Genomic DNA, 22,011 nt, shown 5'->3' with positions numbered 1-22,011 from the left:
GCGATCGCTCTGGTAAGATCCAGTAATCAAGCCTCAGTACTGAAAGCTAAGAACTAGGAAACTCTAACTCAGCGCTTCCTTTTCCTAACTGCGCTTTCTCAGATGGTAGATGTCGCTCCAACCAATCCTCCAAATCAGTCATTACCTCTTGATAATTGAGGTCACTCTGAATTTCATGATAGGCTCCCGGATACTCGATTCTCAGCTTATCTGTGCAGTTTACCCGTTGGTAAAATATGTCACTTCCCGCAGGTAAAGCAACTCGGTCTGCACCACCGTGGAGAATCAACAATGGTAATTGCCAATCAGCTGCGTGAGCATTAATCCAATCAACTGTTGCAAAGAATTCTGTAGCCAGACGGGCGGTAGCAAGGGTATGTCGCAGTGTATCCTGAGCGATGGCGGCTACAACTTGCTGATCTCGTGAACCAGTGCTCATGTCAATACCTGTATTCAGGGTGAAACGTGGCCACACCCGTGAGAGCATTCTTCCTAAAAGCACCCGAACAGGTGAAACCCCAACTTTCCCCAAGGTTGGCGCTAGAGCGATCGCACCTTGCAAAACTGATGCTTGTTGGGGATAGCGGAGAATATAATCTAAGACAATCATCCCGCCTAAACTATGACCTAAAAGAAAAATTGGGCAGCCAGGATTTTGAGTCTGAATTAACTGTAAAAAGGCTCTCAAATCTTCGCGAAACTCACTCCAAGCGTTGATATAGCCTCGCTGGCCTGGTGAGCGCCCGTGACCACGCAAGTCTAAGGCATAGATGGCATATTGTTTGGGTATCAAATGCTGAATTACATTACTGTAGCGATCGCTGTGCGCTCCGAGTCCATGCACAATGGCTAATATTGCCCGTACTTTCCCTTCTGGATGCCAGCTTTGGTAATATAGATCAAGTCCTCCAACTCCTTGGAATGTGCCTTCTCTACGAGACACGACGCGATCGCTATGGTCAATCATAGGGCTAATTTTTTAGGTATTTTCCCAGCAAGCTACTAAGATGTCAACATTTATTGTAGTAAAAATAGCTTCTGGCTATGGGAATAATTACAGTCAATTGAGTTACCCTCATGTATTTAGAATATAGATAAAATAATTCCACAGCTTCTAACCCTGGGTTAGTTAATAATATGACCTCAAGAATTATGATTTATTTATGAATTCAAAGAGGTTTTTATCAAAATTTATTCTAGGGAATCTGTTCAGGAAGACCTAGCTGATGGAGTAACTTCCGAACTTGATACAGACTCAAAATCTAGCCATCAGCAGGAAGATAGTACACAATTACAAACATTGACTGCTGCAAGTATCAAGCGGGTAAAAGAAGGTGTAGCTGCGGCTAGCGATCGCGCTGTTCGGCAAATTATCGAAGAAACTCTCAATCGTCTGGAAGCTATTAATCAGGGAGATTCCGAACCTAGAGCCAACTCTGGGCTGCGTCGTTTTGTAATGCGATCGTTTATTCATTCCTTTTTCAAGGTACGGGTTGAACACCTTGAAAGAATACCTCAGCAACCTGCAATTTTGGCTGTCAACCATCTCCACCATATCGATCCCTTACTCCTCCTAGCGGAACTCCCTACCCAACCCCACTATTACATCCTGGGCGATGCTCGTACTCTTTATAATAAGTGGTGGAAGCGCTTCATTCTGGGTTTTGCAGGGGGCGTGATTCCTTTGGAACGGGTGTGGAAAGAAGAAGTTGCTGTTATGGAAGCGGCTAAAGCAGGAAGGCAAGATTTAGTTGAGCTAGCCGCAGCAATTAAACAGACAGTACCGACAGGGGAAGATATACACACACTGCGACAAATAGATCGGATTATTCTGGCAATTTTGGCTCGTGGGGATGGGATGATTCTCTTTCCCGAAGGACGACTAGGAACTGCTGAGGGTAAGTTGCATCTTCCCTTGAAACGCGGGACTGTGATTTATGCCTTGCGGGCTGGTGTACCAATTATTCCAGTCGCACTAATTGGCACTCATGACCTATATTTGGGAAAAGAATTAACAATTCGGGTAGGTGAACCGTTACACTTTGCCCAAACAACCAGACCAAAACGCCAGGAAGTAGTCGTAGCTTTGGAAACTTTACAGGATGCGATGCTAGCTCTGTTGCCAACTAACTATCAAGAACCAACAGGAGCCAAACTATTAAGTTCTTTCCTCAATCATATGTTGTGGTAAATCTCTAAACCTAAACGAAATTTGACGAGTTTTAATTACAAATTACGAATTACGAATTAATATTATTTTCCCTGCCACATCTGCCGTAACAACTGAAAAATCTTTACAAATCTCTCTTCGAGCCAGAGCATTACATAATCAACCCATTCCAAAAGTTGCTCTAAAGGGTGCTTTTCATAACCTGTTGAAGTTGCTTTGGTTTCTATCCAGTCTGGCTGCGCCTCAACTTGACTACTGCGATCAAATTGCTGGTGCAAAATTTCCCCTTTACGAATCTCGCTTTTAGTTTGGGAAATGCGGGTTTCGGTTTGTTTTGCAGAGATGACTTTTTGAGATGTCTTTTGACTTGAGGTGAGATTACTAGTTGATTGTTTCTTTTGCACCAAGCCAGATCCGATTTTAGGCTGTTTTACAGTTAAATTATTTTGTGGAAAATATTTTACTGATAAACTTGAGGCTAAAGCAGGATTTGTCTTTTGAGAAAGTGTAACTGGCTTGTCAGTAACTGTTTCGGTATCACCAAATAAATCATTCCACGTTAGCCAAGGATCAGCAGCTAAATCTTGCTTTTTTAACTGACGGCTTTTGGACAATGCCTTTCTAAGGCGTGATGGTAATATTTTACTTGACAATTGCTTATTACTATTTGTTGGCTCAAGTGTTTTTCTATTACCAACACCAAAAAAGTAATTAAGCGCCGCCTCAATCAAAGCCTGAAGATCCAGTGTATGAGTTTCCAAACCATCGGCAGTGGTTGCAATTTCTCCTTTAGCAGCTAATTGCTCTTTGCCATAAAGAAATATGTTTAACTGAGTTTGGGCAACTTGGACAATCTCTTGGCTGCGTTCTTGCACAGGGAGTAAAGCATTTGATTCCAACTTAGCAACGGTTATATCTAGAAATGCTAATAATCTATCTGTATTAAGTAAATCTTTTGGTATTCCCTCGGCTAACATTGGAATTTTGGTTGTATTTCCATCAGTAAGTTTTGCTAATAATCGGTCAATTTGTGGTAATAGCTCCGTTTCTTTTCTCGCTATAATCAACCGCCAATGCTGCCAATAATTAGCAACTTCGTTAATAATCCGATCTTCTAATTCTGCTTGCTGCTGTGGTGTCAAAATATCTAAAATTTCATTGTCAGCAGTAACAAGGACTAAACTACGATTTATCAAATCTGTAGCAATTCCCCGCACTAATGGAAGATGCTGCTTTAGGGCATTCTCTAGCTGTAAAAAGTTGAGATTTCCAACTTTATTCTCTGTAATATTTGTGTATTGTGTAAGACTAGCGTTATTTGTAGAATTATTATCAACCAATTTCAGCCGAAAAACTTCCAAAAAAGCCAGGGGTTTGAAACGTTCAACTGTTTTTGCAGGAGTAGAAGCGGCTTCATCAGATGACAGATAATTGACTGCCTTTAGTATATTTTGAATGGGACTATCAACATTTGGAATTTCGGGCTGGAAATCGGTATCATTTGGTTGTAACTTTAGTCTAGTTTGTGGTTCTTTGGTCTGTAGCGTTTTCCCAGATGATTCAGATGCCTGAAACAGTAGATACACTGGGTAAAGTAGTACCTCCACACCCCACTTAGTAGCAACTTGCAAATGCCGGAAGGTGTGTTCCCACTGTTGTGTCACCCGCCGAGATTGCTGGTGAACAAAGTTAAATAGTCTGCTTTGATAACGACCAGAGGAACCAGAAGACATAGTAGTAATTTTTTAGTCCAAGTCTTGTTAAGTTGTGAGACTCGCGCCAAACAATAAAAACGACCAACACCTCATCTTAGCGAATATATGACCCCGACTGTCTCTCAATCCCAGACCGAAATCATCTTACAAGCAATTGAGCAACTGCGCTCTTTTTGTCAAGTTAATCTTCAGTCTAGTTGGCTATACCAGGAATCTGACCTGCTAATTACTGATGTTGTAGCTGCTGATATGTCTAATTGGCAACCTGTCCAGTTGAATGCTAAAGAACATATCGCTTGGACAGGTGGGAAAAAAGCGCTATGGCTAGTGCAAAGATTGGTGGTTCCCCAAGATTTACAGGGCTATCCCTTAGCTGGGTTATCTTTGCGGCTGGCGCTGGTTTGGTGGGCAGATTCTGCTGAGATTTATGTGAATGGGGAGTTAGTGCTGGAGGGTGATTTATTTGATTGTTCGCCCAGAGTGCTTATCAGTCAGGGGGTAAAGCCAGGGGAAGAGTTTATTGTGGCTTTGCGGTTAGTGAGTCCGGGACATTGTGATGGTGCTTTAGTGCGATCGCTTTTAGTTTATGAGTCTACTGTTGATAATAATCCCGATCCGGGTTTTGTGGCTGATGAGTTAGCTGTGGCGCAACTTTATTTAGAAAAATTTGCACCGGACAAGTTAGATGTTTTGGCGGCGATGGTGGCGGAGGTTACGAACCACCAAGATGCCAAGGACACCAAAGAAGAGTTAGTAAGATTACGCCAAAACTTAACCCAATCCGACATCTTAGCCCCCCTTTTTAAGGGGGGTTGGGGGGATCTAAAATCTAAAATTTTCCTTTTGGGTCATGCTCATTTAGATTTAGCATGGCTATGGCCTGTGAGTGAAACTTGGAATGCAGCACAAAACACTTTTGAGTCGGTTCTGAAGTTGCAAGCAGATTTTCCTGAGTTAATTTTCTGTCATTCAACTCCCGCACTTTATGCTTGGATTGAAGAACATCGCCCAGATTTGTTTCAAGCGATTCAAGCACAGGTAGCTGCTGGACGTTGGGAAGTTGTCGGCGGAATGTGGGTGGAACCAGAACTCAACTTAATTGCTGGTGAATCAATAGTCCGTCAGCTATTGTATGGTCAGCGCTATATCCAGGAAAAATTTGGCACGCTTTCGACTGTGGTGTGGGTTCCCGATTCTTTTGGTTTCTGTGCAACTTTACCGCAGTTTTTCGCTAATGCCGGAATTAAGTATTTTGTCACCCAGAAGTTGCGGTGGAATGATACTACTAAATTTGATTATGGGGCTTTTTGGTGGCGATCGCCTGACGGTAGCGAAGTCTTTAGTTTGATGTCTGCACCTATCGGTGAAAGCATTGACCCAGTTAAAATGGCATCCTACGCTCTTGAATGGCAATCCCAAACTGGTTTACCAGAATCCCTCTGGCTTCCCGGTGTCGGCGACCACGGCGGCGGCCCCACCCGTGATATGTTAGAAACCGCCCAACGCTGGCAAAAGTCACCTTTCTTCCCAGACTTAGAATTTACAACGGCTGAAAAGTATTTACAGCAAATCAGTAAAGGAGGCAGGAGGCAGGAGGCAGGAGGCAGAAGGCAGGAGGCAGAAGGCAGGAGGCAGGAGGCAGAAAGTACTAGTTATAATTCTCCCCTATCCTCCCCTGCCTTCCCCATCTGGAATGATGAACTATACTTAGAATTCCATCGTGGTTGCTACACTACCCACGCAGACCAGAAACGCTGGAATCGTCGTTGTGAAAATTTATTGTATCAAGCTGAACTATTTGCTACCTTAGCAACTGTAAGCTGTGGTGTGACATATCCCAAGGCAGAAATTGAAGCAGCTTGGAAGCAAGTGTTATTTCAACAGTTTCACGATATTTTACCCGGTTCTTCAATTACCCAAGTTTATACAGATGCGTTGCCCCAGTGGCAGCAAGTGGAACAAGTGGGAACGAAGATATTACAAGAATCACTTTTAGCGATCGCATCTCACATTACCCTATCAGAACCACCAAAACCCGATAGTTTGCCTATTTTCGTTTTTAATTCTCTCAATTGGCAGCGTTCTGAGGTAGTCTCTGTAGCCTTACCCACACCAGAGGAATGGCAGATTTACGATACTTCTGGAAAGGAGGTTGTCTCTCAATTATCTGAACCATCAACCCTACTATTTCTCGCCACTGAAATTCCACCCGTAGGCTACCGCATATTTTGGCTCTCCCCCTTATCCCCCTTATCCTCTCCACTCCTGTCAGACTGGATTTTAGAAAATGAATTCTTGCGAGTTATCATTGACCCTGATACTGGAGATTTATCAAGTGTTTTCGATAAAACTTATCAGCGAGAAGTTTTGAGTGGCGCAGGGAACCAATTACAAGCTTTTAAAGATAGCGGTCAATATTGGGATGCTTGGAATATTGACCCCAATTATGCCCAACATCCTTTACCCTCAACAAATCTTCAATCTATTCAGTGGTTAGAACAAGGCCCGGTGCAAAGCCGTGTGCGCGTGGTGCGTCAGTTGGGGGAATCGGAATTTTGCCAAGACTATATTCTGCAAGCTGGTTCAGCTCTGCTAAACATAGCTACTACTGTCAACTGGCAAGAAAATCATGTATTGGTGAAAGCTGCTTTTCCTCTGAATGTTGAAGCAGATTTTGCTACCTATGAAATTCCCTGTGGTGCGATTCGCCGCCCAACTCAGCCACAAACCCCCGTAGAGCAGGCAAAATGGGAAGTCCCTGCTTTGCGTTGGGCTGATTTGACAGGAGAAACACAGGAGGGTATTTACGGTGTTAGTTTGCTGAATGATTGTAAATACGGTTACGACAGCAAACCAAATCAACTTCGCCTGACACTGCTACGCAGTTCTAATTGGCCAGACTCAGAGGCTGATAAAGGTTTTCACCAATTCACATATACCTTGTATCCTCATGCTAATAGTTGGGAATCAGCCCATACAGTACGGCGTGGCTATGAATTGAATATACCGTTGCAAGTGATATTGAATCCTGGTAATCAAAACCCACAGAAAAATTCTTCCCTCTGCGCTAGCAAAGAGGGGCTGGGAGTGAGGTTCCTAGATTTATCAGCTGAAAATTTAATCTTAATCGCCTTGAAACCATCTGAAGATGACCCACAGCAGTTAATTCTGCGGTGTTATGAATGTCACGGAGAAACAGCCGAGTTATCTTTGCAAAGTGATTTAGGGTTGAATCTAGGAGATACAGTAGATTTGTTAGAGCGTTGCTCTACTACCAAATTCTCATCTCAGCATCAAATCTTAACGATACAGCCTTGGAAAATCGCCAGCTTCAAGGTAAGCCCAGCGATTAATCCCAGGCTGGAGTAATCAACTAGTGCTATGTCAGTGGTCAGTTGTGGTTTTCCACAGATCATTGACAAATGACTAATGACTAATGACTCTTTTAATCTTCATGATCATCAAACGGATCGTTCAATTCCTTGCTAGGAGGGCCAAAGGAGGTATAAATTGAAATTCCGGTGATCGCAACCACCACGGCAGCCATAGAAATGCTAAGAACTATTGCGGGTTCCATAATTGAGAGATAGATGATGAGTGCTATTCTTATAGAATATTACAGAAGATTAAAAAAAGCTTTGGCAAGTAATATTAGGTGAACTATGGCACAAAGGACTCGGTTGGGAGATATCCTGAAACCACTTAACTCTGAGTATGGGAAAGTGGCTCCAGGTTGGGGTACTACCCCTGTGATGGCTGTTTTTATTTTGCTATTTTTCGTGTTTCTGCTGATTATTCTGCAACTTTACAATAGAACACTGTTAGTTCAGGATGTAGTAGTCGATTGGCGGAGTTTAGGGCGCTAACAGATACACAGCTATCAAGTTTGGATAACAAGTTATGTTACACCCGGTTCTTCCGGGTTTTTTTTGTCAAGGCTCAGTGCATACTAACCATTGAGTAGACTAAATAATATCTGAGTTTCTATAGTGGTTCTATAAGTTTACAGGAGACAAAAATGAATATATTTGGTATCGGTCTGCCGGAAATGGCTGTAATTATGACAGTAGCACTGTTAATCTTTGGGCCAAAGAAGCTGCCAGAGATTGGCCGGAGTGTGGGCAAAACAATTCGTAGTTTTCAAGAAGCTTCTAAGGATTTTCAAAGCGAGTTTCAAAAAGAAGCAGAACAGTTAGAAGAAGTTGTTAAGACTACTGCTGAATTGGAACCTAAGCAAATCTACCCTGCTAAATCTGAGCAGGATACCGCTAGTTCTTCCCAACCTAGCTAGGAAATCATACCGATTTTGGATTTTGGACTTTCCTGCGGAACGCTACGCGTAGCTTGCTTCCCCGGAGGGGTACGGCTATGCTCAGTCGAACGGTTTTGGATTTTAGATTGTTTTCCGGTTCAGAGCAATGTCTTTAGTGGATGAAACAAATCCAAAAGACGCTCGTAAGCGGTAGCGTTGCGTTAGCCATGCAAGAGCGTCTCTAAGAGTTGCTATGCCCAAAGCTTTACGCTGCGCTATTTATTGTCAATCTAAAATCACCAAGTATAACCTTGTGGTCTATTTCAATCCAAAATTCCAAATCTAAGATATAAAATTGATCGACTGTAGACAAAATGACAGAAGCTGTTACGCAAGCAGCTTTGGTGATTCCCCAGCTAATTGTCGGGTTGGGGAATCCAGAAGCTAAATATGACCAAACGCGCCATAATATCGGCTTTGCTGCTGTAGAAGCTCTCTCCCGTTCTTGGCGCATTCCCTTAGCAGAAAACCGCAAGTTTCAAGGTGAGTATGGCGAAGGTATGGTTCCAAGTAGAGGTAAGATTCGCTTGCTAAAGCCGTTAACTTATATGAATCGCTCCGGACAAGCAATACAAGCGGTGACAAGTTGGTATAAATTGCTACCTGAGTCAGTGCTGGTGATTTATGACGATATGGATTTGCCCTTGGGAAAAACTCGTCTGCGCTTATCTGGTTCGGCTGGGGGACATAACGGTATGAAAAGTGCGATCGCACATCTTAGTACCCAAAACTTTCCCCGTTTACGAATAGGTATTGGTAAACCCAAAGGTGCAGCTAATAACGATGATTCTGATGCTGTTTCTCATGTGCTGGGGCGATTTTCTGCTGCCGAAAATCAGCAGATGTCTCTTGTACTTCAGTTCGTGGTTGAGTGTATTGAACTAAGCCTCAAGCAGGGAGTAGAAAAGGCAATGAATGTTTGTAATAGCCGCACCATTAATAATTCTGAGTCTTAGGGTTAGATGAATGCTGCCTCGTAAGTTTGGCAAAGGCGTTTATTTTGGTTGATGGGCAGCCATTTTAGCTTGCTCCATCCAACTTCAATACAGTTCGGTTAGCTTGTTTATCGAGCGAAGATCCCCCAACCCTCCTTGTAAAGGGGGGCCAATTTAAGTAGGTCGGCATAAATAATTATTTTTGCAATAAGGCAGGAGGCAGGGGGCAGGGAGCAGGGAGCAGGGGGAGAAAGAGTTTGAGCCTTATTTACTTTTGTTTACATAGTTTGATTTTATTGCACCGATTTACTTAGCTCTAATTAGGGTAGAGTTTTTAAAATTCGACTTTTTTTACCTTAAATTAAATTACCTTGCGTAAATATACTGCTAAGTGCCCCAGGCTGTCTGAAGATGTCAGTACAAGTAATGTTGATTACATAGACTAGTCCTTGCCAGCATTTTATCGAGGTGCTTTAATAGCGATGTCTGACGACAAGAAGCAGAGCTTCTAAGCATTCTGTGAAACAGCCTAGCCTACTTACAGAATATGTACAAGACGCGCAGCGACTTGACATCAGACATCGCTGCTGGTGTATATAATTACAGACTCAAAACATTAAACTCAAAGATATGACAAGCTATTAGCATATCCTTGACACTAAATTCTCCCAAAAGCTGAATAGGAGTATATATGGAACCAATCATTTTTATAGTTTTAGTGCTTATAGGTTATGCCTTAGGTTCTGCAAAACTGATTAATCAAGGAAATGAAGCCCTAGTCGAACGCATGGGACGGTATCATCGGAAACTTAAGCCAGGGCTAAACTTTATTGTTCCCTTCGTAGATCAGATTGTGATGGAAGATACTACACGAGAGCAGTTTATAGACATCAAACCTCAGAATGTGATCACCCAAGATAATATTTACGTGGAAGTTGATGCTATCGTGTACTGGCGGCTTATGGATATTGAGAAAAGCTTTTATGCAATTGAGGATCTCCAAGGGGCACTGACACAGATAACCACAACCACACTCCGGGAAATCATTGCTCAAAACACCTTAGAGCAGACCAATGTTTCCAGAACGGAGATGCACTCAGCTATTATAGAGCAATTGAATGATGTAACGGAAGATTGGGGAGTTGAGATTCTCCGGTTAGACCTTCAAAGAATTACCCTACCTGAGAGTGTACGAAAGTCTAGGGAAGAGGAGCAAGCTGCCGTAATCAAAAAACGGGCACTGATTACTGAAGCAGAAGGGGAAAAGGAAGCTGCTATTAAGAAAGCAGAAGGAACTATGGCTTCGGTACAAATCATCTCTCAAGCTCTCCGTTCTAATCCAGATAGTAGGGACATTCTACGGTATCTTGTGGCTCAAGATTATGTAGATGCTAGCCAAAAACTTGGTGAGAGCAATAATGCCAAAATTGTCTTTGTAGACCCAGCTAACTCAAGCGAAATGTTTCAGGAGTTGATAGCTGAATCAGTAAATACCGAAGATAACGGCAAAAAACGCGAAAACGGTAATACCTAACAATTACGCTATGTAAATTGTCTCAGTAGCGCATCGGCTACTAGTGAAACATCATGCATTTCTTGAACATCGTGAACTCTGAGAATATCAGCGCCATTAAAAATAGCAGCACAACAAGCTGCTGCCGTTCCCCAAGCTCGTGCTTTTGGATCTGGTTGATTTAAAATGCGACCAATGAAACTTTTACGGGATGCTCCTACCAAGATAGGGCAGTTGAGTGTTGTTAGCGATCGCAAGCGGCGAAAAATTTTTAAATTTTGCTCATAGTTCTTAGCAAAACCAATACCAGGATCAATAATAATTTTATCCCGGTCGATGCCCGCAGTAGTTGCTACCTCAATTTGCCGAGCCAAAAAACTATAAATCTCTGTGAGTAAATCTTGATAATCAGTTTGTTGTTGCATTGTCTGTGGTGTTCCCCGGATGTGCATTAAAATAATCGGCACACCTAACTCTGCAACTGCTGGTAACATTTCTGAGTCAAAAGTGCCGCCAGAAATATCATTAATAATATCCGCTCCAGCTTCTACAGATGCCTTAGCTACAGCAGCACGGGTGGTATCTACAGAAATCGGGACTGAAATTTCTGCTCTTAACACCTGTAACACCGATAAAACCCGGTCAAGTTCCTCAGCCAGAGTTATTTGCTTTGCCCCTGGTCGAGTTGATTGACCGCCCACATCGATAATGTCAGCACCAGCAGCTACCAGTGCTTGCGCCTGTACTAAAGCAGCAGAGGTAGTGTTAAACTCACCCCCATCACTAAAGCTATCAGGCGTTACATTCAAAATGCCCATCAAATAAGTTCGCTGTCCCCACTCGAAACAGCGTCCCCGAATTATCAAATTGCTTGGCATAAATCTACATTAGGCATTCCCATGCAGAGCATGGGAACGAGAAAAAAACACATTACACTGACTTAAAATTCACAATTCGAGCGAAACTTTCAGGTTCCAAACTTGCACCTCCTACGAGGACACCATCAATTTCTGGTTGAGCCATAATCTCATCAATATTATTTGGCTTGACTGAGCCACCATATTGAATTGATACATTTGGATTACTCAACTGGCTACGAATTAAGCCAATAATTCGATTAGCTTCCACTGCTTCACAAGTGTCACCAGTGCCAATTGCCCAAATTGGCTCGTAGGCAATCACCAAATTACTTTGATCAATATCTAGTAAGCCTTTATCGAGTTGGAGAGCAATCAGTGATTCAGTTTCTCCCGCATCTCGTTGTTGTTTAGTTTCGCCAACACAGAGAATTGGAGTCAAACCAAACCTTTGAGCAGTTCGGAGGCGCAGATTAACGGTTGCGTCCGTTTCACCAAAGTATTGTCGTCGTTCGCTATGACCGACAATTACAAAGCGCACACCACTTTCTGTCAGCATTGGGCCAGAAATCTCACCTGTATAGGCTCCGTATTCTTCCCAATGGATATTTTGTGCCCCCAGTTGGATGAGGCTACCGTGCAAAGTCTTGGACAAAACACTTAAATCAGTGAAAGGAGGGCACAATATCACTTCTCGCCCTTGGGGGGTTTCTTCTAAGTGGGGCAGAAATCCTCGTAGAAACTCTTGGGTTTCTGCCTGGGTTTTGTACATTTTCCAGTTGCCGGCAATAAAGATTTTCCGCACAGGTAATTTAGTCAATATCCTAACGAGTTATTTAGATGCATTTTTCAGTTTATGACTTTTTGTTAGTCATTAGTCTACGAATTGGGCATGGGGCATACTTATTTCCCTTGTCTCCTTTGTCTGCGTTGTTATCTCGCCAAACCGCTTCTAAAAATAACTAGGATAGTAAATGAGGTGTATTTAAAATCTAAAAACTAAAATCTAAAATTAATATGACTTCGATATTGCCCTTACCTGAACCTCATCAAAGCAATTCCGCCAATACTGATGCAAATTCTCTTAGCTGGGAGGAAGAACTGGATAGTGCCATTTTCAGTTTTGAAGATATTCAGACAGAACTGAACTATAAACAAGCACAAACGGCGTTGCGAAACTTGGTAGCCAATCTTGACCTCACCCCCCAAGAAAAAACCGGATTGGAGACGGAAATTGCTGATTTGGAAACCATGTTAGGGAAATTAGACCGCATGGTGGTACAGATTGCGGCTTTTGGTATGGTGGGACGTGGTAAGTCTTCTCTACTAAATTCTTTGGTTGGACAAACAGTATTTGAAACAGGGCCGCTGCATGGTGTCACTCGTGCTGCACAAAGAGTTAATTGGAGTATTAGTGAGGAAGCGATTGGAGAAACTGAACGTGCTTTGCGAGTTACTCTCCCTGGCGTAGGTCAATCTCAGGTGGAATTAATTGACACTCCTGGGTTAGACGAGGTAGATGGTGCAACCCGTGCTGCATTAGCTGAACAGATTGCAAAACAAGCGGATTTGATTCTGTTTGTGATATCTGGCGATATGACAAAGCTAGAACACGCTGCCCTTTCTCAGTTGCGGGAAGCAGGTAAACCGATCATTCTGGTGTTTAACAAAGTAGATCAGTATCCAGAAGCAGACCGGATGGCAATTTATCACAAAATCCGGGATGAAAGGGTGCGGGAATTACTCACCCCGCTAGAAATTGTCATGGCTGCCGCATCGCCATTGGTAAAGACGGCAATTCGTCGCCCTGATGGTACTAGGGGCATACAGTTGCGTACAGGTAATGCCCAAGTCGAGGAACTGAAGCTAAAAATCTTGGAGATTTTGCATCGTGAGGGTAAAGCCTTAGTTGCTCTTAATACTATGCTTTATGCCGATGTTGTAAATGAGCATTTGATAGAGCGAAAACTGACGATTCGGGAACAGAATGCCGATCAGTTGATTTGGAAGGCTGTTATGACCAAGGCATTAGCGATCGCACTTAATCCCGTAACTGTGGTAGATATTCTGAGTAGTGTGGTAATTGATATTGCTCTGATTTTGGGTTTATCTAAACTCTATGGCTTCTCTATGACTGAAGCCGGGGCTGTACAACTGCTACAAAAAATCGCCCTCAGCATGGGCGGAATCGGTGCAAGTGAATTGTTAGCAAATTTAGGCTTGAGTGGATTAAAAACTATACTTGGTATCTCTGCAACAGCTACCGCAGGTATTGCCCTTGGCCCTTATATATCAGTGGCAATCACACAAGCGGGAGTAGCTGGTGTTTCTTCTTACGGTATTGGACAAGTTACCAAAGTTTATTTAGCCAACGGCGCAACTTGGGGGCCTGATGGGCCGAAAGCAGTGATTAATCGCATTTTGGCAAACCTGGATGAGACTTCAATTCTCAACCGCATTAAAGATGAATTGCTCCACAAAGTAAAACTGAGGAAATGAAGGGGATAAATAAGAGGCGCAGGAGACAAGATCCTCCCCTCTGCTCCCTGCTCCCCTGCTTCTTTCCGTGCCCAATGCCTAATGACTAATCAAATCTTGAAACTGCTGATATTCTCGAATATTGTCAAAATCAGCGTCAGTCTTTGCCATCTCTCGGTATTCAGGATTTAGATTGATAGCTTGTTGCAAATTCTCTATTGCCAAATTGATACTTCCTTGCAAACCATAACAGCAAGCTTTGTTGTACCAAGCTTCGTCTTTGTCGGGTTTGAAATTGAGGGCTTGGTCATAAGAGGCGATCGCTTCTTCTAATCTGACCAAATCAAATAGCGCATTGCCTTTAGCAAACAAGATGTTAGAGGAATCAGGTGTAAAAGTGAGAGCTTTGTTTAAGCAACGTAGTGCATCTTGATAGCGTTTTGAGTTGATTAAATTCCAGCTAAAACTCAACAGAGAAGTTTGAATTTCTTGGTGTTTCTCTGCTAGCTGCAAAATTAACCGAGTGAAGGGCAATGTGTATTCCCCTGCTTCTACTTGCTTTGGTTTCGCCTCAATTTGCCCATCACGGGGTTCTAGGATGCGTTCAGCTGAAATCAGATAATTGGTAGCTTTGCGTATTTGCCAATAATACCAAAGTCGCTGCCAGAAATTCCCAGCCGCTAACATCCGTGCAGTCGGCTCTACTGTGAAGCGATAAAGTGGAATGTCGAATTGTTGCAGCAAGTCCACGGCATCATAAATGTAGCGGCTTACAGAGTACTTTTCTACTGCCTTCTTGTAACGTTTTTCCCAAGGACTGGGTTTTCCAGGATCTTCGGAGTGTGTTTCATTTCGGGCGGTGGCGATGACGCGGATTTCTGTCGGTTCGCATAACTCCTCATACTTATTCAAAGCTTGCAACAGCCTTTCTTGCAAGGGGACTTGAAACCGTTCTGCGAGACTTTTCTCGGCTTCGGGGGATATTTCGTGGCGGCTGGCATACATTTTTTGATTGAGATCGTCAAAGAAAAACAGCAATTTGCGGTTTGTGCCAATCTCCCTTGGCATAGCTGCCGGAATATCTAGCCATTCTCCTAATTTGAGGTAAAGCACCGTCCAGCCTTCTTGGTTGAGATGGTTTACTAACTCTGCGGCTTCCCGTGTTTTGCCTAATCCCGTGCGTCCTAAAATCAATATCCAGCGATCTTTTTCTAACTGCCGCTTTAGCTCATTGCAGATGTGACGATTTGCTACACGTTCTTGGTAAACTATGTTTCTATCAGCCAAAGGATCGTCATCTTTACCACCCAAAATTCGCTGCATCAGGTCTTGACTCTTGGGTGTAATTACCTCAAAAGCAAAATTTTTCTCTGGAATGCGACGCTGGCGGTGTCGCCAGATGAGCCACCACAAAACACCCACAATTGCAGGGAACGCACCTGAGAGCAGGTTGTTAATAAACTCTTTGTTGTTGATGTAAAAATCTACAATTGGCTGAAGAAGGTTAAACACGCAGTTTATTTTGAGCGATCGCTACCTAATTGCTTCTTAATCACAGTTTAATTCTTCTTAGCGCTTGCTATGAAGCCCTGAGCTAGTAAAAATAACTGCTGCTTCAGCCGTATTTTAGTATTAGTTTAGCGATCAAAGCCAAGCTTTTGACCTTTTAACTCGGCAGTTTGACCTTTTAACTCGGAACTTGAGCTTCTGAACTCAAAATATCAAGTTCTACACTCAAATTCCAAGCTCCTAAGTTGTAACTTTCAACCTTTTAGGTAAAATGGCCGAGAAATTTTTTCCACTATTAATGCTTAAGGCTGCACTTTCTAAGATTTACAGAAGAAATTGCGCCTTCATCAACTTTTAGTTTCTACCTTTGAAAGAGTTTAGCCATTCTTGAACTTGCTCACGGGCAATATCGCGTCCCCCAAGACCAAAGGCTAGAGCAATAGCAACTGCGATCGCACCTAGTAAAAGTCCAAAGGCTAAATTCACAATATCACTGGCAACTCCAATCTGTTGCAGTGCCATTGCAGAGACTAAAACAATGATGGAAATCCGCGCTACTTGACCTAAAATTTGTGCCTGGCGATCGCCGGAACTGGTAATGATGTTAAAAGCCAGATTTGCCAGGAATAAGCCAATAGCAAATATTATCAATCCCGCTAAAATCCGCCCGAATATGACCACGATACCAGATACTAATGCTGTCAGGGCTGCAATATTCAGGATATTCACCGCCGCCACCGTTGCAAACAGCATGATACCCACTAAAGCAACAATGCCTGCAATTTCTGATGGAGTGCGGGTTGGAGTAGATTCAACTGTTGGTTCTGTTGAAATTTCGATTCGTCTACTGGGTCTTCTCAGACCCAATATAGTGAAAATGTTATTAAAACCTAAATTGGTGAGGATACTTGTAACTAAATCCGCGACAAAGCGCCCCACGAAATAGGCAACAATCCAAATTGCAACGGCTGTAAAGATGGCAGGTAGCGCGTTGAGAATCTGTTGCAGCATTGCAATCGCCGGCACAGATATCGCATTAATTTGCAAAGCATTAAGGGCTGCGATCGCTACAGGAATCAAAATCAAAACATAGACAATCGTGCCGATAATACTCGATAGAGGTTGCACCCCCGCAGTGGCAGATAATCCCAACCGACTACCTAAATGGTCAATACCAGTTGTCGCCAGCAAGTTCGTCACAATCCGCCGCACCACATTAGCTATGAACCAGCCAACGACAGCAATTAATATCGCTGCTAAAATATTCGGCAGAATTAGCAGAATTTCGGTAATTAGAGCTTGTACTGGTTGTAGAGCCTGCCTTAGTTCGAGAGTATCCAAAACTGGGGCAAGAAACAATAAAAATATAAACCAATACAAAGCATTGCCAATTGTTTCACTCAGAGACAATTGATTAAGCCTGGGTGCGCTGTCTGCTGGTTCTGGATTCAAACGCTCATCCAAGTTAAATGCCTGTAATGAACGAATAGTGATAATCTTCACAATGGTCGCCAAAAACCAAGCAGTTAGCAAAATGATTCCAGCACCAACTAACTTTGGCAAAAAGCCAATAAGTTGATTGAGAAAATTATTAAGGGGCCGAGACGCTATTTCCAGATCCAATGTCTGTAAAACAGCTACTGCCGTCAACAAAAGAATGCTCCAAAATACTATGCTGGAGATAAATTTCTCCACTTGGGGAACATCTTGACGGCCTGTTATCCCTGCGGCAATCCGGTTATCAATGTTTGTGCGATTAAGGATTCCTCGCGTCACTGCTGCTGCGATCGCTGCAATTAGCCAACCTACTAACAAAATTGCTACTGCCCCTAGCAGACGGGGTGTAAACAAAATCAACTGTTGAACAATACTTTGCACATCAGCGATTCCTTGGTTCACTGCTGGTTGAACCTGTTGCAAGCTGGGCGATTGTGCCAAAAATTGCTGTCCCCTCATCGATAAACCAATATCTATCAACTGGGTTATTCCCTGCCAAGTTGTGTTCATGGTTTCCCGCTATTAAGGTTTTAAGTGTTTCGTCAAAAACACTGGCATACTTATGAGGTGCTTAGATTTGAATAATTTTGCACGCCAGTAAGTTTACTAGTATTTTGCCTATCAATTTACCAGCAAATTACCCGTAAACTCATTTTGTTTGTTATTTGCTCTTTTTCCTTGCTAAATACCCCATGCCCAACTAATCTGCTGAAAGTGCTTGATTTTGGGTTATTCTAAGTGCAGCAACAGCATAAAAAATGTAGAATGTCCCAAGTTTTGGAACAATCGATTCAAATTAATGCTACAGCTACGGTAGTGGAGTGCTGTATTACTGATCTAGCGTTGATGCACCGTTGGCTGAATCCCGTTCTCCGTTGCGAACCTGTGGGCGACACTTGGAGTACCGATGTAGGCAGCCAAAGTCGTTTTATTATTCAAATTCCTCTACTAAAACCCACGTTGAACAGCGTAGTTGTAGAACGACAACCAGGTTTGGTAATCTGGGGATTTGAGGGATTTTTTCAAGGGCGCGATCGCTGGGAATGTCAACCCACAGAAAAGGGAACGCTCTTACTGAACCGCTTTGAATACGATATCCCTAACCCTTTAGTTAGTTGGGGTTTTAACACCTTTGCCGCATCTTGGACAAAAGAAGATATGCAAACCCAACTGCGTCGCCTCAAACGAGTTGCAGAAAATTTGTAATTCGTAATTCGGCATTAGGCATTGGTTCTTCTTTCTCCCCCTGCTCCCCCTGCTCCCTACCTATCCTTACCCAATTCAATAAGTAGCCGCCGAATCACAGATGCATCCTCGGCATCAGGAACTTTTGCTAAATAATTTTGAAAGTCGTCTATGGCTTGGGGATAGTAACCAAGTTGATAGGAGATCAAACCGCGATCGCGCAATTCTAAAGTTAAATCAGGAAACAGTAACAAAATTCGTTCCACTGCTGCTAGCGTTTTTTCTAACTCTTGCTGTTTAAGGTAAATAAATTTTAAATTTGTCAGCATCCGTGCTAAAAACTGCCGACGACTGACTACGGCTAAAAATTCTGGTTGTAGCGTTACAGGTTGCTGATAAAGTTGAGACAGCCGTTCTTCGCAATCTTGGGCAAATATTATTTCACCACCATTGAAAGCATCGACAAAAATCTCTATATCTGGAATATCAGGGCGGATTAGGAAATGTCCCGGCATCCCCACACCCACCATTGGGAAATCAATCCGTCGGGCAACCTCTAGATAAACCAACGCCAAGCTAATAGGAATCCCCAGCCGACGTTCAATTACATCATTGAAAAAGCTGTTGCGCGGGTCGTAATAGTCAATTTTATTACCAGAAAACTTTAAATCTTCGTAGAGATACTGATTAATACTTTGAACTATCCGCAAAGGATATCGTGAATCAGGTAGGCGTTCCTGAAGCTCCCATGCCATTGTATCAAGAGCGTTGAGATATTCCTCTGCATCTAGCTTGGGATATTCTTCTTGTGCAATATATAAAGCTGCCTTTGCTAGGTCAATATGCTCGTCAGACTGTTGAATCTCCTGATAAAAATATTGTCGTGCTGACGATAAATTCATAAGCTGTTGTTCGGTGGAAGTGTAAAGATGAAGCGGGTGAACTTGCACCAGTTTGTCGTAACTACATTTATTTTAGCAGGTGCATCAACACCATTTTACGGCAGTAGTTCCCAAACTTACACAGCTTTAGATTTTTAGCCTTAATCAAACCCTGTGGGTACAAGAGTAGTATAAAGCTGCTGTAAAAAAACATCGCAACTTTAAATTTTTTGTCTATGTATTTGCTAAAAAATACCTATGTAAACCTTATATTAACTCAGCTTTTACTACTATGTTAATTGAATTCACAATTTAAAGTTTACGTATTTATACTTATTTTTCATGCTCAATAAATAAATTAACCACTAAGCTATTTAACAGTTACTGAGCAAGGAAATAAAGTAATTTCTATGACTACGTCAATCGGTTTAAAATATTTAAGCAAAATCAGCATAGCGATCATAGCTTTTACTGCAATTGGAATTGCAACATCGGCTTCTGCGAAGGCCGCAACCGTAGTTCTTGTAGAAGACAATTTTAATACCGAAAATAGCGGTAATAGGGCGTTAAACTATAACAATTTTGCCAATTGGAATGTTACAAACGGAACAGTTGACCTGATTGGAAATGGCTTTTTTAACTTTTTCCCAAGCAACGGGCTATACGTAGATACCGATGGCTCATCATCTCTGGCTGGCAAACTTGAATCTAAAGAAACATTCGCGTTTAATGTAGGTGACATCCTCAACCTAACTTTCAAGCTAGCTGGCGATCAAAGAAATAACGGTTTTAACTCTGTGGCCGTATCGTTGGGTAGCCTGTTTAACGAAACAATCACACTGCCATCGACCGATAACTTTACAACTTTTACTCGTAACATCACAGTCACCTCAGCGACAACCGGCAAATTGGCTTTCGATGGGGTTGGTGGAGATAATGTTGGACTACTGCTGGATGACGTGAAATTTACCAAGACCACCTCTGTTCCTGAGCCTACTTCCATAATCGGTATCCTAGCCTTCGGTGCTTTCAGCGCTACTTCCCTTTGCAAGCGCAAACAGCTACAAAAAGCTGCCGTAAAAGCCTAAATTTTTTCTCACCCCATTTTGATACCCGCTGTATTTATTAATATCAGGCACAGCAGTTTTTTATTTTGACTAAATAATTTTAGATTTTAGATTTTTTTGGTTCATGACCCGTATCCTTTCCAGGGTCAAATCCCTTTCTGAATTGCTCCTCGTGCCTGCTGCCTCCTTCTTCAATCCAAAAAACGCTCGCAGGCTCGCTTTTGGCATAGCTATCGGAAATCCAAAATCCAAAATTGCTTGACTGACTTGAACAGTTTTACAAGCAAGTCTACCTTGGCTACTCAGACAACAGTCTTAAGGATCAATTTAAGGCGAAGGTAGGGTCGTTCAGTGCTAATCTGAAAGGTGACATTGCTTAATTTTATGTCTTCTCCGACCGTATCTGAAATATAGCTTCAATCATTAGGCGCAGCATGGTCACAACCGCAGAAAAAACAAACATTGGCTACATTACCCAAATCATTGGCCCAGTTGTAGACGTTAAATTTCCCGGCGGGAAATTGCCACAAATCTACAACGCTTTGAAAATCGTTGGCACTAACGAAAGTGGACAGGAAATCAACATCACCGTTGAAGTACAGCAACTGCTGGGCGACAACCAGGTGCGGACTGTTGCGATGAGTTCCACCGAAGGCTTAGTGCGCGGTTTTGAAGTTACCGATACAGGCGCTCCCATTACCGTGCCAGTTGGTAAAGCCACTTTGGGTAGAATTTTCAACGTCCTTGGCGAACCTGTGGATAACAGGGGTCCAGTAAATGCTGAGGCAAGTTTACCCATCCACCGCTCTGCTCCCAAATTCACCGACTTGGAAACCAAACCTTCGGTGTTTGAGACTGGGATTAAAGTTGTTGACCTTCTAACTCCCTATCGACGCGGCGGTAAGATTGGTCTGTTCGGCGGTGCTGGTGTTGGTAAGACCGTGATCATGATGGAATTGATCAACAACATTGCTACCCAGCATGGTGGAGTATCCGTATTTGCTGGCGTGGGTGAACGCACCCGTGAAGGCAATGACCTCTACAACGAAATGATTGAATCTGGGGTTATCAATAACGAGAACCTCAACGAATCAAAAATTGCTCTAGTCTACGGTCAAATGAACGAACCACCCGGAGCGAGAATGCGGGTTGGTCTTTCGGGATTGACAGTAGCAGAGTACTTCCGGGATGTGAACAAGCAGGATGTGCTGCTGTTTATTGATAATATCTTCCGGTTTGTGCAAGCAGGTTCGGAAGTATCCGCGCTATTGGGACGGATGCCTTCTGCAGTAGGATATCAGCCCACATTGGGAACCGACGTAGGTGAACTGCAAGAGCGGATTACCTCGACTACAGAGGGTTCCATTACCTCCATTCAGGCAGTGTATGTACCTGCGGATGACCTCACCGACCCCGCACCTGCTACTACCTTCGCCCACTTGGACGGAACCACAGTACTGTCTCGTGGTTTGGCAGCTAAGGGAATTTATCCCGCAGTTGACCCCCTTGGCTCCACTTCCACCATGCTTCAACCAAACATTGTAGGTGAAGAACACTACAATACTGCCCGTGCGGTGCAATCAACTCTGCAACGTTATAAAGAACTCCAAGACATTATCGCTATTCTCGGTTTGGATGAATTGTCTGAAGAAGACCGTCTAATCGTGGCGCGGGCGCGGAAAGTTGAGCGCTTCTTGTCTCAGCCGTTCTTTGTAGCAGAAGTATTTACTGGTTCTCCTGGTAAGTATGTGAAGTTGGAAGATACCATCAAAGGGTTCCAGAAGATTCTGTCTGGTGAGTTGGATGCTCTGCCAGAACAGGCTTTCTATTTGGTTGGCGATATTAACGAAGCGATCGCAAAAGCTGAAAAAATTAAAGGTTAGTCATTAGTC

Annotated in this window: 18 protein-coding genes; 10 read left to right on the top strand and 8 right to left on the bottom strand. The window is 43.0% G+C overall.

Annotated features, from left to right (window positions below; genetic code table 11):
* Nucleotides 1-46: 46 nt before the first annotated feature.
* On the bottom strand, nt 47-967 hold the full coding sequence (locus H6G26_RS03775) for an alpha/beta hydrolase (protein WP_190727972.1): 921 nt from the start codon (nt 965-967) through the stop codon (nt 47-49).
* Between the two features lie 333 nt (nt 968-1,300).
* Between H6G26_RS03775 and H6G26_RS03770 the strand changes: the two genes are divergently transcribed.
* Entirely contained in the window at nt 1,301-2,191 is an 891-nt protein-coding gene (locus H6G26_RS03770; RefSeq protein ID WP_190727971.1) for a 1-acyl-sn-glycerol-3-phosphate acyltransferase, read from the top strand.
* Between the two features lie 62 nt (nt 2,192-2,253).
* Here H6G26_RS03770 and H6G26_RS03765 read toward each other — a convergent pair whose 3' ends face one another.
* Nucleotides 2,254-3,903: a hypothetical protein gene (locus H6G26_RS03765; protein ID WP_190727970.1), complete on the bottom strand. Its 1,650-nt coding sequence runs from the start codon at nt 3,901-3,903 to the stop codon at nt 2,254-2,256.
* An 87-nt stretch (nt 3,904-3,990) separates the two neighbouring features.
* Between H6G26_RS03765 and H6G26_RS03760 the strand changes: the two genes are divergently transcribed.
* Complete coding sequence (locus H6G26_RS03760; RefSeq protein WP_190727969.1) at nt 3,991-7,254, top strand: alpha-mannosidase; 3,264 nt, start codon at nt 3,991-3,993, stop codon at nt 7,252-7,254.
* Between the two features lie 76 nt (nt 7,255-7,330).
* On the opposite strand, the gene psbN is transcribed toward H6G26_RS03760, so the two are convergent.
* Nucleotides 7,331-7,462 (bottom strand): photosystem II reaction center protein PsbN, encoded by a 132-nt coding sequence (psbN, locus tag H6G26_RS03755; RefSeq protein WP_012410654.1) that lies wholly within the window; start codon nt 7,460-7,462, stop codon nt 7,331-7,333.
* 85 nt (nt 7,463-7,547) lie between these two features.
* Between psbN and psbH the strand changes: the two genes are divergently transcribed.
* The 4 genes from psbH to H6G26_RS03735 all read left to right on the top strand — a co-directional run bounded on the left by psbH (nt 7,548) and on the right by H6G26_RS03735 (nt 10,666).
* Nucleotides 7,548-7,751: a photosystem II reaction center protein PsbH gene (gene psbH, locus H6G26_RS03750; protein ID WP_100901200.1), complete on the top strand. Its 204-nt coding sequence runs from the start codon at nt 7,548-7,550 to the stop codon at nt 7,749-7,751.
* 152 nt (nt 7,752-7,903) lie between these two features.
* Nucleotides 7,904-8,176, top strand: coding sequence for a TatA/E family twin arginine-targeting protein translocase (locus H6G26_RS03745; RefSeq protein WP_190727968.1), 273 nt, complete (start codon nt 7,904-7,906; stop codon nt 8,174-8,176).
* Between the two features lie 335 nt (nt 8,177-8,511).
* The gene (gene pth / locus H6G26_RS03740) at nt 8,512-9,153 is read left to right on the top strand and encodes an aminoacyl-tRNA hydrolase (protein ID WP_190727967.1); all 642 of its coding nucleotides are present in this window, start codon (nt 8,512-8,514) and stop codon (nt 9,151-9,153) included.
* Between the two features lie 670 nt (nt 9,154-9,823).
* The gene (locus tag H6G26_RS03735) at nt 9,824-10,666 is read left to right on the top strand and encodes an SPFH domain-containing protein (RefSeq protein WP_190727966.1); all 843 of its coding nucleotides are present in this window, start codon (nt 9,824-9,826) and stop codon (nt 10,664-10,666) included.
* 8 nt (nt 10,667-10,674) lie between these two features.
* Here the strand turns inward: H6G26_RS03735 and folP are convergent, their stop codons facing one another.
* Both folP and tpiA read right to left on the bottom strand, forming a co-directional pair.
* Entirely contained in the window at nt 10,675-11,523 is an 849-nt protein-coding gene (gene folP / locus H6G26_RS03730; protein WP_190727965.1) for a dihydropteroate synthase, read from the bottom strand.
* Between the two features lie 52 nt (nt 11,524-11,575).
* Nucleotides 11,576-12,307, bottom strand: a complete 732-nt coding sequence (gene tpiA / locus H6G26_RS03725) for a triose-phosphate isomerase (RefSeq protein ID WP_190727988.1) — start codon at nt 12,305-12,307, stop codon at nt 11,576-11,578.
* A gap of 212 nt (nt 12,308-12,519) precedes the next feature.
* Between tpiA and H6G26_RS03720 the strand changes: the two genes are divergently transcribed.
* On the top strand, nt 12,520-14,001 hold the full coding sequence (locus H6G26_RS03720; RefSeq protein WP_190727964.1) for a GTP-binding protein: 1,482 nt from the start codon (nt 12,520-12,522) through the stop codon (nt 13,999-14,001).
* A 78-nt stretch (nt 14,002-14,079) separates the two neighbouring features.
* Here the strand turns inward: H6G26_RS03720 and H6G26_RS44195 are convergent, their stop codons facing one another.
* Together H6G26_RS44195 and H6G26_RS03710 are read right to left on the bottom strand one after the other, a co-directional pair.
* The gene (locus H6G26_RS44195) at nt 14,080-15,492 is read right to left on the bottom strand and encodes a tetratricopeptide repeat protein (protein ID WP_190727963.1); all 1,413 of its coding nucleotides are present in this window, start codon (nt 15,490-15,492) and stop codon (nt 14,080-14,082) included.
* A 351-nt stretch (nt 15,493-15,843) separates the two neighbouring features.
* Nucleotides 15,844-17,496 (bottom strand): mechanosensitive ion channel, encoded by a 1,653-nt coding sequence (locus H6G26_RS03710; RefSeq protein ID WP_190727962.1) that lies wholly within the window; start codon nt 17,494-17,496, stop codon nt 15,844-15,846.
* A 255-nt stretch (nt 17,497-17,751) separates the two neighbouring features.
* Here H6G26_RS03710 and H6G26_RS03705 point away from each other — a divergent pair, with 255 nt between their 5' ends.
* Nucleotides 17,752-18,192: an SRPBCC family protein gene (locus H6G26_RS03705; RefSeq protein ID WP_190727961.1), complete on the top strand. Its 441-nt coding sequence runs from the start codon at nt 17,752-17,754 to the stop codon at nt 18,190-18,192.
* Between the two features lie 56 nt (nt 18,193-18,248).
* Here H6G26_RS03705 and H6G26_RS03700 read toward each other — a convergent pair whose 3' ends face one another.
* Entirely contained in the window at nt 18,249-19,073 is an 825-nt protein-coding gene (locus H6G26_RS03700; protein WP_190727960.1) for a SirB1 family protein, read from the bottom strand.
* 389 nt (nt 19,074-19,462) lie between these two features.
* Between H6G26_RS03700 and H6G26_RS03695 the strand changes: the two genes are divergently transcribed.
* Complete coding sequence (locus tag H6G26_RS03695) at nt 19,463-20,140, top strand: PEP-CTERM sorting domain-containing protein (RefSeq protein WP_190727959.1); 678 nt, start codon at nt 19,463-19,465, stop codon at nt 20,138-20,140.
* 413 nt (nt 20,141-20,553) lie between these two features.
* Nucleotides 20,554-22,002: a F0F1 ATP synthase subunit beta gene (gene atpD, locus H6G26_RS03690; protein ID WP_118167550.1), complete on the top strand. Its 1,449-nt coding sequence runs from the start codon at nt 20,554-20,556 to the stop codon at nt 22,000-22,002.
* Nucleotides 22,003-22,011 lie beyond the last annotated feature (9 nt).

The organism is Nostoc sp. FACHB-888 (assembly GCF_014696655.1).
Classification (GTDB): domain Bacteria; phylum Cyanobacteriota; class Cyanobacteriia; order Cyanobacteriales; family Nostocaceae; genus Nostoc.
This window is presented reverse-complemented; position numbering and strand designations above follow the sequence as displayed.

Bases quoted from the DNA above. Each gene is read 5' to 3' on its own strand.
- H6G26_RS03700 (WP_190727960.1), bottom strand. From the start codon at position 19,073: ATGAATTTATCGTCAGCACGACAATATTTTTATCAGGAGATTCAACAG.
- pth (WP_190727967.1), top strand. From the start codon at position 8,512: ATGACAGAAGCTGTTACGCAAGCAGCTTTGGTGATTCCCCAGCTAATT.
- psbN (WP_012410654.1), bottom strand. From the start codon at position 7,462: ATGGAACCCGCAATAGTTCTTAGCATTTCTATGGCTGCCGTGGTGGTT.
- psbH (WP_100901200.1), top strand. From the start codon at position 7,548: ATGGCACAAAGGACTCGGTTGGGAGATATCCTGAAACCACTTAACTCT.
- folP (WP_190727965.1), bottom strand. From the start codon at position 11,523: ATGCCAAGCAATTTGATAATTCGGGGACGCTGTTTCGAGTGGGGACAG.
- H6G26_RS03765 (WP_190727970.1), bottom strand. From the start codon at position 3,903: ATGTCTTCTGGTTCCTCTGGTCGTTATCAAAGCAGACTATTTAACTTT.
- H6G26_RS03775 (WP_190727972.1), bottom strand. From the start codon at position 967: ATGATTGACCATAGCGATCGCGTCGTGTCTCGTAGAGAAGGCACATTC.
- atpD (WP_118167550.1), top strand. From the start codon at position 20,554: ATGGTCACAACCGCAGAAAAAACAAACATTGGCTACATTACCCAAATC.
- H6G26_RS03735 (WP_190727966.1), top strand. From the start codon at position 9,824: ATGGAACCAATCATTTTTATAGTTTTAGTGCTTATAGGTTATGCCTTA.
- H6G26_RS03745 (WP_190727968.1), top strand. From the start codon at position 7,904: ATGAATATATTTGGTATCGGTCTGCCGGAAATGGCTGTAATTATGACA.
- H6G26_RS03710 (WP_190727962.1), bottom strand. From the start codon at position 17,496: ATGAACACAACTTGGCAGGGAATAACCCAGTTGATAGATATTGGTTTA.
- H6G26_RS03705 (WP_190727961.1), top strand. From the start codon at position 17,752: ATGTCCCAAGTTTTGGAACAATCGATTCAAATTAATGCTACAGCTACG.
- H6G26_RS03720 (WP_190727964.1), top strand. From the start codon at position 12,520: ATGACTTCGATATTGCCCTTACCTGAACCTCATCAAAGCAATTCCGCC.
- H6G26_RS03695 (WP_190727959.1), top strand. From the start codon at position 19,463: ATGACTACGTCAATCGGTTTAAAATATTTAAGCAAAATCAGCATAGCG.
- H6G26_RS03760 (WP_190727969.1), top strand. From the start codon at position 3,991: ATGACCCCGACTGTCTCTCAATCCCAGACCGAAATCATCTTACAAGCA.